11 protein-coding genes are annotated in these 13,091 nt (G+C 38.7%); 2 read left to right on the forward strand and 9 right to left on the reverse strand.

From position 1 onward, the window contains the following. Positions 1-81: 81 nt before the first annotated feature. The 7 genes from MW695_RS06730 to MW695_RS06760 form a co-directional block, all read right to left on the reverse strand. On the reverse strand, positions 82-2,136 hold the full coding sequence (locus MW695_RS06730) for a glycoside hydrolase family 65 (RefSeq protein WP_247104373.1): 2,055 nt from the start codon (positions 2,134-2,136) through the stop codon (positions 82-84). Position 2,137: 1 nt separating this feature from the next. After that, positions 2,138-3,028 (reverse strand): glycoside hydrolase family 43 protein, encoded by an 891-nt coding sequence (locus MW695_RS06735; protein WP_247104374.1) that lies wholly within the window; start codon positions 3,026-3,028, stop codon positions 2,138-2,140. Between the two features lie 12 nt (positions 3,029-3,040). Further along, positions 3,041-4,651 (reverse strand): response regulator, encoded by a 1,611-nt coding sequence (locus MW695_RS06740; RefSeq protein ID WP_247104375.1) that lies wholly within the window; start codon positions 4,649-4,651, stop codon positions 3,041-3,043. Continuing rightward, positions 4,648-6,477 (reverse strand): cache domain-containing sensor histidine kinase, encoded by a 1,830-nt coding sequence (locus tag MW695_RS06745; protein ID WP_247104376.1) that lies wholly within the window; start codon positions 6,475-6,477, stop codon positions 4,648-4,650. Before MW695_RS06745 ends, MW695_RS06740 begins: the two co-directional genes overlap by 4 nt. A 54-nt stretch (positions 6,478-6,531) precedes the next feature. Then, the gene (locus MW695_RS06750; RefSeq protein ID WP_247104377.1) at positions 6,532-7,374 is read right to left on the reverse strand and encodes a carbohydrate ABC transporter permease; all 843 of its coding nucleotides are present in this window, start codon (positions 7,372-7,374) and stop codon (positions 6,532-6,534) included. Continuing rightward, positions 7,375-8,232: a carbohydrate ABC transporter permease gene (locus MW695_RS06755; protein WP_247104509.1), complete on the reverse strand. Its 858-nt coding sequence runs from the start codon at positions 8,230-8,232 to the stop codon at positions 7,375-7,377. A gap of 209 nt (positions 8,233-8,441) precedes the next feature. Next, a complete protein-coding gene (locus tag MW695_RS06760; protein ID WP_247104378.1) occupies positions 8,442-9,779 on the reverse strand; it encodes an ABC transporter substrate-binding protein in 1,338 nt (445 codons plus the stop codon). A gap of 224 nt (positions 9,780-10,003) precedes the next feature. Here MW695_RS06760 and MW695_RS06765 point away from each other — a divergent pair, with 224 nt between their 5' ends. Continuing rightward, positions 10,004-10,885, forward strand: coding sequence for a helix-turn-helix transcriptional regulator (locus MW695_RS06765; protein ID WP_247104379.1), 882 nt, complete (start codon positions 10,004-10,006; stop codon positions 10,883-10,885). 258 nt (positions 10,886-11,143) lie between these two features. Next, positions 11,144-12,133 (forward strand): glycoside hydrolase family 43 protein, encoded by a 990-nt coding sequence (locus tag MW695_RS06770; RefSeq protein ID WP_247104380.1) that lies wholly within the window; start codon positions 11,144-11,146, stop codon positions 12,131-12,133. Positions 12,134-12,175: 42 nt separating this feature from the next. On the opposite strand, the gene MW695_RS06775 is transcribed toward MW695_RS06770, so the two are convergent. Further along, a complete protein-coding gene (locus MW695_RS06775) occupies positions 12,176-12,535 on the reverse strand; it encodes a toprim domain-containing protein (protein WP_247104381.1) in 360 nt (119 codons plus the stop codon). Between the two features lie 160 nt (positions 12,536-12,695). Continuing rightward, positions 12,696-13,088, reverse strand: a complete 393-nt coding sequence (locus MW695_RS06780; RefSeq protein WP_247104382.1) for a carboxymuconolactone decarboxylase family protein — start codon at positions 13,086-13,088, stop codon at positions 12,696-12,698. Between the last annotated feature and the right edge of the window lie 3 nt (positions 13,089-13,091).

The raw sequence follows: 13,091 nt of genomic DNA on the forward strand, positions 1-13,091 counted from the left end.
ATTAAGACCAGTGATGCGCCAACACCCATGTTCTTCTGTTTATGATTTTATCGAAACATTCGCTGATTCAATTAGCACTGCTTATAAAATCGGGTGTATCCCCTCCATCTCAACTTTCCATTCACCATTTTTCGGAAACCCGAGTAACGTCTCCTCATGCCCATCATAGCCTGCAGCCATCATGGCAACTGCTAATAAGAGCGCTCCATTCCCTGGTAAGTAACTCGTTAGCCCTATACGTTGATAGTTATGTCCATTTTGTAAATACGTATTTTTCATCCCATCCATTAACAAAAAATCGACTGCCCATTCCGTCTCACCTAACCTTGCTGCTGTCATTGCACACATTGGGAAATCCCATCCCCAAGCACTATCCCAATCCCACTCATCTTTTACTTTTTTTAACGTTTGTCTCATACGAGGGTGGTTGATCCGCTCTCCTGGTAACACCCCTAACGATGCCACCATCGACGGATGATCATGTTGAAACTGTGTAAAAGTCGATGGACATTGCTCATGTGCTAAATAGACACCCTCTTTATGTGGTGAATCAGCTAAATGGTTTGCAACTTCCTCCCACTTCTTTGGCACTGGCTCGTTTAATCGCTCTGCCCACTGTATCGCTAAATCTAACCCATACTTCCAATATTCAAGTTCATATGGAGGATTTATACTAACTTCTGGTTGATGGTTTTCTTGTGCAGGAATAAGTGGTGGTCCAAGGACGTACTGAGCTCTCCCTACATCCCATTCAGCAAAAGACGCCATAAAATGAGCCGATTCAAAAACGAGATCCTTATACTCCTTTAAAAAATCATCTCGTTTATTCACACGATAACAAAGCTCAGCTAACGTAATTGGATGCGGCTGTTGCCAAATAAGAGCGACTGCAATTGGTGAAGGGCTTTGGTTTCCATCAGGTCCAACCATCTTCGGCCATCGTGCCCCTGCATATCCCTGTGATTGAGCTAGCTCTTTCGCTTTTGGCAATATCCTTTTATACCAACCTAAACTCTTCTCTAACAGCTCCCCTCTGCCCCACAATGGAAAGTGTGCTGCATGCCAATAATGCATTTCAAGATGAAATTTACCGAACCAACTATTGTACATAAAGCCCGTCTCTTGAGGTGGAACACTCCCACTTGAATGAATCGCTAATAAAAACTGGGATAAAATAACTCGCCTTTCTAGTTCAGGTGCTCGTTTATCCGTACACTTTGAAAAATCAAGCATGCCTCCCTTTAGCCAAAATTTTTGCCAATAAACTTGACTTGCTTGAATGGCATCATTTACCGTACGACTAACCGCAACCTCAGATAGACCAAATGCCACACATAAATCAAGCTGATCTCCAGTAGTTGGCCTAAGTGAGAATTGATGAACGGAAGTTTGTTCGATTTCTCCAACATTCCACCTTAATCGAACATCATAATGATCATCATCCATACATCTTCGTAGCAAAAGCTCATTAGCAAGTTGCTGAATGACATTTGTGCGATGGCGTTCTGGATGATCCCACCTCAGATCAATGGCTTGATCCCATTCATTTGAGGCAACTTCAGGATTGGGAAACGTTAATTGAACACATAAGCGTCTTGTCTTTAATAGAGGGGATTCGACTTTTATAGCTAATTCATCCTTCGATGGATGACAGACAGTCTTCACTTTGACAGGATAACCTTCAATAGTGAAATAGCTATATAAACACCCCTCCCATATATTTAGTGTTTGCTCGATCTGCTTTATATCTTCTATCTTTGCTAAAGTGCCATCCTCTTTACAAAATTGAAAGGAAAGCTGCCCTAACTGTAGTCGATGTGGATTTTGGCGTAACCAGTGATAAGCTTCAAGTGTTTGACCTGGATACAATGGATATTTAACAAATCGTCCATTCGTATGCAACTCTTGTTGATCGACATCATCAATCGTATATACATGATGCCCATTTGATGAATGCCAGCCCCAATTCGACTGCGTACTTAATGGAACTTCATACGCATCTGGAAATGATTGTAATCCTGTTATATCTGCCGTGAAGGCAAACTCACCATTCCCAACACTAAGTGGCGAATGGGGAACTACTTCTGTCACTTTCGGAAAATGTCGTTGTACGACTTCTTTTCGATCAATTGCCATACTAGTCCCTCCTCACGACTATTTGCCCATTTACTTCGTCTAGCTTAATGAAAATCGGACGCTCCAATGGCGTTTTATTAGGCGTATGTAGGGTTAACATTCGTTGCCCTTCAAAAGTCGAAAAGACCATTCCATGGCCACCATCATTACTAAGCAACGCCTCCTCCTCTTGCACCCACGGTCCTAACACTTGTCCAGTTGTTGACCTAGCAATCCCTTGTGCGTAAACATGATCAATGAAGCTCGACCATAGCATCATCAGTTCACCACTTTGAGAGTGAAACAAATACGGACCATCTGTTACATAATTATTTCTGTTCGGAAATCTACGATGTTTAAAAGCGGTTGTCCATGGTGCTTCAGATGCTTTAAATAACGTAATAGGTTTTCCAATCGTATGTTTCAAATTTGTTGATAACCTTTGAGCACATAACTCACCATCGGCAATTTGAACCCATTCATGACAAAAAACAATCCAAGGTTCTCCTGCACCATCAACATGTAATGTACCATCTAGACAGTGCCAATCCTCCGGTGTAACTGGACCTTCGCTATGGGGTAAGAACGGACCTGTTAACGAGTTAGAGCAAAGAATTCCTGTACCACGTATTCTGCTCCCCTTTCTTAGAAACGTCGCAAACGTAAAATATTTTCCCTTATGCTCATGTACTTCAGGTGCCCAAAAATTCTCCTTAGAATAAAACGTATCACTGGGACGAAAAACAGGAAATGGTCCATCCCAATATTCTAAATCCTCACTTATATAGACATCAAATCCAATACCCTCTTCCCAAATATTAGGATCAGTACTACCAAACAAGTAGTATTTATTCGTTTCATTATCAACAAAAACAAACGGATCTCGTAGCTGAATCTCTTCTTTTTTGACCATACGATCCTCCTCTTAGTGATATTCTGATGGGCTTACGCCTGTCATCGACTTAAATACTTGACTGAAATAAGTAGGATTTTGATAGCCTACCATTTCACTCACTTCATAGACCATATACTTTTTTTGACGCAAGTAGTCCTTTGCTTTTTCAATTCGAAAATGATTAAGGTAGTTTACAAATGTCTCACCTGTCACCTTCTTAAATAACTGGGACAAATAATTCCGGTTCACATACAATGACTCTGCAATTTCAGCCAATGTAATCTCCTGATCATAATACTCATGCACATACCCCTTCACACCAACGATTAATTTATAGCTTTTACGTCCAGTTAATTCTTCCTTCACCTGCTGAATCCATTCTTCTATGTGCAGGTTCATCCATTCAGTCAACTGATGAATCGTACGATGAGCATACACTGTTCCAATTAATTTGGACAAATCCTTACTGTGCCATTGTTCACGAAGCTGTGCATCAAACATGAGTGCATTCAAAATCGTTACACATACATTTTGAACGATCAGCAATGGAATGCTTTGTTCACTTTTTATTTCTTCTGTAAACTTCATCCAAATAGAATAGACAAGCTCTGTATCTTTTTGTTGAATAGCACTTTGAATCGATGTGATCATCTCAAATGGATACGAATATACCGGAGAAGACCCATATGTTTCAACCTCAGACAGAGTGAACACTTTATTCACCTCTTGATACTCAGCAGCCTCTAACGCTCGCTGACTCTCAAGATAAGAGTCGATCATCTCGTGAATTCCTTGTTTCACACGACCAATTCCGATTATGACTGAAACCTTCAAATAGAAAAGCAATGTACTCATCAATTCATTCGCAAGCTCCTCACATAACTTCTCAAGGCAGTCCTTATATTCATTCTCAAAAACTACGAGAACAAATGTTGAATCTGAATAGTCGACAACATGAAGGTCAACCTTATTCGTCCGCTTATCCGTTTCAATTAACTCTGTAATGATATTTTGAACACTGAATTTCATTAGCTGCCAATCACGCTCATGGGCTTTCGTTAAATAGGCTGGACGAATAACCGTTAACGTACTAACAATGACTTTTTGTAAAGGAGATATATGTAAAAGTTTAAGTTTCTCTGTCGGGATCGCTCCCTTCTTATATCGCTTCGTTAACATGTCACGAATAAGAGCATCTTTTGTATAAATTAAATATTCCGTACGTTGATTCTCATAGCTTGCTAGTAGCTTTCTTTGCTTTTCTTCACTTTCTATTTTTTGTTTAATTTCAATTAAGACGTTCTCAATTTCTTGAATAGGGGCTGGCTTTAAGAAAAAGTGTTTAACACCATATTGAATCGCTTCACGTGCATTCTCAAAATGATCATAACCACTTTGGATAATGATTTGAATAGATGGAAATTGATCGTATAACTTTTTCGTTAATTCTAGTCCAGTCATGTTTGGCATATATATATCAGTAATGACGACATCAGGAGGATTATGTTCAATTTTGTGTAATGCCTCTAAGCCATCCTTAGCTGTTTCCACAATTTCAAAGCCAAGCTCTTGCCAGCGTACATGCTTAACTAAGCCATCACGAATTACTTTATCATCATCGATAATATATACCGTCTTCATGACTGACCTCCCTTATAACCATCAAGCCATTCTTGCTGCTTACATATCCATTGCTGTAACGCATGTTCCCCTTCAATAATCGGTAAGACGATTTGAACGCCTACCCCTCCCTCACATCGATTTCGAATTTGAATCCGATAAGGATCTCCACAATACATCCAAATCCGTTCTTCTACATTTTTAATTCCAATTCCAGTACATGTCTCAATGCTCCACTCATCTGCAAGTCCAATTCCCTTATCTGAAACAAATAACTCTAACATGGGTTGATGATCTTCTTCAATTATCCTTCCTTCTACCCCAATATGAATCGTTTCTTTATACGATGATGGATACCCGTGTCTTATACTATTTTCGATGAAAGGCTGTAAAATGATTTTCGGGACATATAAATCCTTCAATGACGCCTTTACTCTTTCATGATAATGAACCTGGCTTGTAAGCCTTGTCTGCTGTATTTGAATATAGCTTTTCACATGCTCTAATTCATCACGAAGCAGGATAAACTTATTACCACCACTCAATCCAATTCGTAGCATTCTGCTGAGCTGATTGACCATATCACTAATATCATCTGCACGATGGTCCATCGCCTTCCATCTGATCATATCTAGCGTGTTATATAAGAAATGAGGCATAATTTGACTTTGTAAGGCACGGATTTCCGCCTCTCTCCTATAACCGCTTTCAGCTTTCAACCGTTTAACAGATTCATTCAATTCCTTTGTCATTCTGTTGAAATTAGAAGCAAGAACATCATATTCTTCAATGTAATAAGGCCCAACCTTCTGATTGAAATCTCCTTTTTCAATACTTCTCATTCCTTTAATTAAATTTGAGATTGGTAGAGAAAACCGTTTTCCGATCCAGTAAACAATCGGTATGGAAATCAACAGGCCGAGTAAGCCCATAGCAAAGATCATAATACCCATTTGTCTCGTTTCTGTATATAAACCATCGACCGGAATTACTTGGGCTAACCTCCACTGATCATAATTAGGCTCTGATAACAACAATAGAAAGTAGTCATTATCATACCTAATTAACTCATGATGATTCGTTATTTGTTGATAGTCTTCTGTTAATGTTGAGAACGGTTCATCTTTCATAGATGAGACTACTCGATCAAGGACAGGAAACGCTTCTGATGTGTGAGTCTCCGCTACAATTCTGCTACCCGTATTTACAAGAATAAGAGGTTCACTCGTTTGATTTAGCAACTCTTTATCCGACATATATTCAAAAAACGCTTCGGCTGTTACATTCACTTTAATATAACCAACTGTCTCACCACGTTGATTCATCAGTCTATGCATATAACTAATGAACTCCTCATTCGAATAAATGGATTCATGCTTAGGAATCCATGCATAATCTGCTTTTGAAAAAAGAGAAGGGAACCACTTTTCATTCATCACATGATTAATCGGTTGAACCACTTCACTAGAAACAATTGGATAGTCCTCATAATGGTTTGTGTAAACTTCGATAGAATGAATAAAAGTCTTCATACTTGTGACACCATTCATAATGCTAATTAATTCTCGTTGATCACTTATCGCGTCATAAGCATTGTCTGGCTCATCAGAAAACATTTCAATAACGTTACGATTAATAGCAATGTATACACCTGCCTCACTGACACTTGAAATAAATCCAGCAAGCTTTTTAGCACTTTCATTCAACAATGTCAGTCTCGTTTCACTAATTTCCTCGGACGTAAAGTTAAAAAAGGAGCGATAAGAAGCCATGCTAAGTGCCGCGAGAAAAACTCCATTCACTAATACAAAACTTATTACCATTATCGTCGTTAATTTTTTGAACATTAGAGATGGCCATCCTTTTTTCTTTATTTAGCAAAGAAAACGCTTTCTTGCATTCTACCCTTTCAGACCTGTTGTCGCAATCCCTTCAACAATATACTTTTGAAAGATAAAGAAGACCGTAGAAATAGGTATTAAAGAAAGAACAGACATCGCAAACACTGCCCCCCAAGAGGATTGTCCTTGTGAATCTAAGAAAAGACGTAGGCCTAAGGGCACCGTAAATTGATCAATCGTATTTAAATAAAGAATTTGACTAAAGAAATCATCCCATGTCCAAATAAAGGTAAAGATCGCTGTTGTAATTAACACAGGCAACGCTAGTGGAATGATAATTCGAAAATAAATTTGAATGATACCACATCCATCCATCGTTGCACTTTCATCTAATTCACGAGGAATTCCTCGGAAGAACTGCACCATTAAAAAGATAAAGAAAGCATCCGTTGCTAATAGCTTTGGTACTGTTAATGGTAAGATTGTATTAATCCAATCAAGCTGATGAAAGATCGTATATTGCGGTACTAATGTAACGTGAGCCGGTAGCATAATGGTCATCAGCATACATGCAAACAACAGCTTCTTTAACGGGAATTTCAAACGAGAAAAGGCGTATGCTGCCATTGAACACGTAACAATATTCGCAATGACGCTAATTGAACTAATTAAGAAGGAATTTTTGAAAAAAGAGCCAAAGGTCACATCTCTTACAACATTCCAACCATTTAAATAATTATCGAGCGTTATTTCTGTCGGCCATAGCCCTGGTGATGAGAAAATTAAATACTCTGGCTTTAACGAGCTTGAAATCATCCATAAAACAGGATAGAGCATAAGAAGACCGAAGGAAATGATAAATATATGAACGACGATTCGCTTTCCACTAACTTTTCTCCTCATTTATGATTTCCCTCCATCCTCATAGTAGACCCAATATTTAGATGAGATAAAGATAAACGCAGTCAATGTTCCTAGTACCATAACTAGAATCCAAGCCATTGCTGAAGCGTATCCCATTTCAAAATGAGAAAACCCTTTTTGATATAAATACAGTGTGTAGAACAAAGTCGAGTTAATTGGCCCACCTGTCCCTTCACTAATAATGTAGGAAGAGGTGAATACTTGAATCGATTTAATGAGCTCAATGACTAAGTTAAAGAACAATACAGGAGTTAACAGTGGTAATGTAATCTTAAAAAACTTACTTATATTGTTCGCTCCATCAACCGATGCTGCTTCATAAAGCTCGGACGGAATTTGCTTCAAGCCCGCAAGAAAGATCACCATCGAGGCACCGAACTGCCACGTTGCTAAAATGATTAATGTTCCTAATGCAAAGTCCGGGTGAGCAACCCAACCCTTTCCCGTAATATTTAAAAAAGCAAGTACTTGATTCACTAAACCATCAATGCCAAAAATATTTTTCCATAATAAAGCTATCGCAACACTTCCTCCTAATAACGAAGGAATATAATAAACGGTTCGATAAATGCCAATCCCTTTCATACTACGATTCAACAAAATAGCTACTAACAAAGCAGCTATTAGCTGGGTTGGGACAGCAATAATCACAAACGTAGCTGTCACTTGCACAGAATCCCAAAAACGTTGATCTTGAAAGAGATTTTGATAATTGGCTAGACCAATCCATCGCGGTGGATTCATTAAGTCGAAGCGAGTAAATGACAAGTACAATGAACTAATCATCGGGCCTAATACTAATCCGAAAAAGCCAATTAGCCATGGTAATAAAAACATATATGCAATGAAGCTATGCTTTCGATCTCGTTTTTGTTTCGTTACTGCTTTTATTTGGATAATCGGATTTATCTTTTCCGTAGGGTTCTCCACAACGATCCCTCCTACTCTCTATTTTTTAAACGAATTCAAATTTCTTTATTACATGTTGAGAGTGGCTCCACTTCACTCTCATTATTAGATTGAACCTGAGCCACTCGATCATTCTATTATTCTTCCGAATACCGTTCAATATTAGCTATTAATTCATTGAAGTAATTTTCTGAAGCCTCTTCAACAGTCGATTGTTCAAAGTAGATTCGCTCAGCTGTCTCTTGAAAAAGTTGAGTATTCTCGTTGTAGCCAGGTAAATTCGGAATATATGGTGCATCCGATGTTGAGCTAACCCAGTCAATATAAGCAAATATTTCTTGATCTACAACATCCCCTGAATCTAAGAGAGAGTCACGAACTTCGGCATTGACCGGTGCTCCACGATCATTCCCGAGAATTTCAGTTGCCTCTAAATCATTGACAAAGAAACCTAAGAACTTAGCCACCTCTTCCGGGTGATCGGTCGTATTTGTACCTGCTAAAAATTGACTTGGCCTTAGCCCTACTCCATTCTGACCTGATTCACTATTGTAAGGATTAATAAATAAGATCAACTCATCTTCAGTGGCACCTTGATAGGCCCCTAGCTGATTACTCGCAATCGCTTCCATTGCTACGGTACGTTGCACAATTAATGACTGTTCTGGTGTCTGAGTCGCTGTTACTTGAACCTCTGGAATTGCAGCACCTCCAGCTTCTCTTAACTCCTTCCAAAGTGAAAACCAATCCTTTACATCTTGTGATTCAAAACCAATCTCACCATCTAAATATGTCCATTTATCCCGTTGTGCTAAAAAGGTTCCAAACCCATCCTCTTCAAAGTCAGCCGTCCCATAAATACCATCCAACGCTGCTGATAACTCATTAGCAATCTCATGAAAATCTTCCCATGACCAATCTTCACTCGGAAGCGCTACACCAGCTTCATCGAATAACGTTTTATTTAACAGAACCCCTCTTGCATTCGTCCCCAATGTTACTCCATAAAACTGTCCATCAAATGTAGCAGCGTCAATCATACTTTGATCATGCTGACTTAAATCAAGCTCATTTCCAACATAATCATCTAGTGGAAGTACTGTACCACGAGCAACGAAGTCGTTTAAATTACCTCCATACTGAACAATATCAGGTGCATTTCCTGCTGCAAGCTGTGTTGAAAGCTTATCAAAATACCCATCAAACCCAGAATATTCGGGTACAATCGTGACATGCGGATTCTGTTCTTCATACAACTCAATGACCTTCAACGTACGATCATGTCTCTCTTGTCCGCCCCACCAAGTAATCCTTAGTTCAATTTCTTCCTCATCACCATTTGTTTGTACCTCTTCATTAGGTATTTCCTCTTCCCCTCCTGTTGACGGTGCATCAGCCTCTTCACTTTGTGAATTACAAGCTGCAATCAATAGTAAAAACAAACAGATTCCAAACACATACATGAGCTTCTTCATCATATTTCCCCCTTTCTTGTGATACTTCTATTCTATTTTGTAATCGCTTACATTAAAATGAAGAAAAGTTAGGTAAGTTATAAAAAAACTCATCTTTTTTCATCAATTCTTTTACTCTTGACGTTTTTCAACACAATTTTTATACAGATACTTCAATTCATAAAGCAATACAGGTCAAAAATCAAACGGTACATTATGGTACATTAATCATACAGGAGGTCATGATGAACCATTATACAATCAGTAAACAAATCATCGCATTCATCGAAAACAACTTACATGAGCGACTTTCTCTAGAGTCCATTGCTAAACATGCTGGCTTTTCTAAATATCATTTTCATCGTCTTTTTTATAAGGAAATCGGGCAATCTGTCATGGACTATGTACGATCTCGTCGACTTGCAAATGCAGCTCATCTTTTATTACAGTCTGACGAGAAAATTATTGATATCGCCTTTTATTTTCGCTTTGAATCACAGGAATCCTTTACTCGATCCTTTAAAAAAGCCTATCACCTGCCACCTGGACAATATCGAAAGCTCATGTCAAAATTAAAATTACAAAAAAAGGAGAATACCTCAATGGAGCCACAAAAAATAAAAGGTTGGTTTTTAAGTGGAAGTCACCCGTTTCACTTCAAAATCGATATAGACGAAGAAGTCTTTCATCAAGGTAGACGCTCAGCCACATTAAAATCAATTTCAACAGAGTCAGAGCACGAATTCGCGACCATTATGCAGCAAGTGAAAGCTGACCATTATCGAAATAAGCGATTGAAATTTTCTGGATTTTTAAAGGCAAAGGATATTGAAGGTTTCTGTGGTTTTTGGATGAGAGTAGACAGTACCTACGGAGACATATTGCAATTTGATAACATGGCAGATCGTCCCATTACAACGGACTGTGATTGGAATCATCATTCAATTGTATTAGATGTTCCTCAAGATAGTGGGATCATTTCTTTTGGAGCTCTTCTATCTGGTAAAGGTCAATTATGGATGGATAGTCTATCGCTTAGTATTGTTGATAACCGAACCCCGACCACAAATATTGATTATACTTCACAAGTAAACCATGAACCGATTAACCTTTCATTTGAAGAGTAGGGAAGGAGCACAATAATGAGAAAAGACAAAGATGTCCTTATCTCAACATGGTTAGGATGGTTACTTGACGCCCTCTTATATATTCAATTCAGGGTGGCCACTGAAAAAGTTTTCATAACATTTCAGTGGTCTCATACGTTACTCGTTTCCATCTATTCTTTTTTAGATAAAATCTATAGTTTAACCGTTTACATTGTGTTACACCCTCCTTATAATTAGGCACTGTATAAACTTCTTAATCGATAGGAGAGACGTGCAGTGACGAAAAAAGTACATCAAAATGAACCAATTGTAACTCATTTGTACACAGCAGACCCATCTGCCCATGTATTTGATGGTAAATTGTACATTTATCCTTCGCATGACCTCGATCATGATGGGCCAGATAATGATAATGGTGACCAATACCGCATGGAGGATTATCACGTTTTATCAATGAAATCGATTGACGGCCCTGTTGAAGATCACGATGAAGCGCTTCATGTTCGTGATGTTCCATGGGCATCAAAGCAAATGTGGGCTCCTGATGCTGCTTACAAAAATGGAACATACTATTTTTACTTCCCAGCTCGAGATCATGATGGAGTTTTTCGAATTGGTGTCGCAACAAGCCAATCACCAACGGGACCATTTAAGCCTGAAGAGAATTACATTGAAGGAAGCTATAGTATCGATCCTGCTGTATTTGTTGATCAAGATAATCGAGCATACTGTTACTTCGGTGGTTTGTGGGGAGGCCAATTAGAAAAGTGGCAAACAGGAACCTTCCTTCCACATGTAGAAGAAGGCCCCGCAATAGATCAACCAGCAATTGGACCACGCGTTGCCGAATTAAGCGAGGACATGCTTTCATTTAAGACAGAACCTAAAGAAATTTCAATTGTCGATGAAGATGGAAAGCCTATTGTAGCAGGTGATGAGGACCGACGTTACTTCGAAGGCCCTTGGATTCATAAGTATAATGACTATTATTATTTATCCTATTCAACAGGAACGACTCATAAAATTGTTTACGCAATAAGCAAAAGTCCAGAGGGGCCTTTTGAGTTCAAAGGAACGATTTTAAATCCTGTCATTGGTTGGACGACTCATCATTCAATCGTCGAATTTAATAATAAGTGGTATTTATTCTATCATGACTGTTCGTTGTCTGATGGCGTCAATCATAAACGCTCTGTCAAATTTACTGAGCTCCATTACAACGAAGACGGAACCATTCAAACCATTGATCCGTATAAGCAATCATAAAAGTATGTATGAATGAGAACCTCGAATGAAAGGGGACGACTTTCATTCGAGGCTCCTACTTGTAAACTTCTTTTCCACCTTTTCTTTCACTTGAAAGTGGGCTCTCAGTATTTGTGCTAAATAGTCAAGGGGTGTCGTTTCAACTTGACCATATTCTCTTATCGTATAAAGATGAACAGCATTCGGTAATTCACGCTTCAATTGCTTCCGAATCTTATCCCCTGAATCATCCGCATCAACTAAAACATACACATCTTCATTCTCTATTGGTAAAATGAATTCCTCAAGCTTCTCGTTACTTAATGTACCATGTGTACAAATAATCGTAACCTTTTCATGTAACACCTTTTTCACTCTTTTACGATCATTGGTACCTTCTACAATTAAGACCTTCTCTACCATACGACTTCATTCCCTGTGTCTGAAGTAATTTCTACATCTTTAGTATAAACGTTTCTTATGAATTGATAAACAAGGATGTTATATAAAGCTTCCTATGACTACTATTTAATGTAAGAAAGGGCGCCCAAAAGCTTGAGCCCCCTTGTAAACCTTTAACTTGTCACCAGTCTACTTCCACACCAATTTCTTCAAAGACTTCTAATATAACTGGAAAAGCAGCCACTGATTTCGGAAAACCAGCATACGCGGCACAATGTAAAACAAGCTCTAAAATCTCTTTCGGTGTCACACCTACATGAATAGCAGTATGAACATGAAACCTTAATGCTTCTGGAATTCCTTGTGTCACAAGTGACGACAATGTGATGAGCGCTCGTTGTTTATGATCAAGCTCTGTTCGCGACCAAACCTCACCATACCCAAATGACATCATCATTTCCTCAAAAGCAGGATGAATACTTTGAAAGCGTTGAACTTGATCTATCCCTTGCTCGCCTCTAATCTGTCTTAATATATCCATCCCTTTTTCATAGCTTTCATCTCGTATACTCACACC

It is taken from the genome of Halalkalibacter sp. APA_J-10(15) (assembly GCF_023017105.1).
Lineage (GTDB): Bacteria > Bacillota > Bacilli > Bacillales > Bacillaceae_D > Halalkalibacter.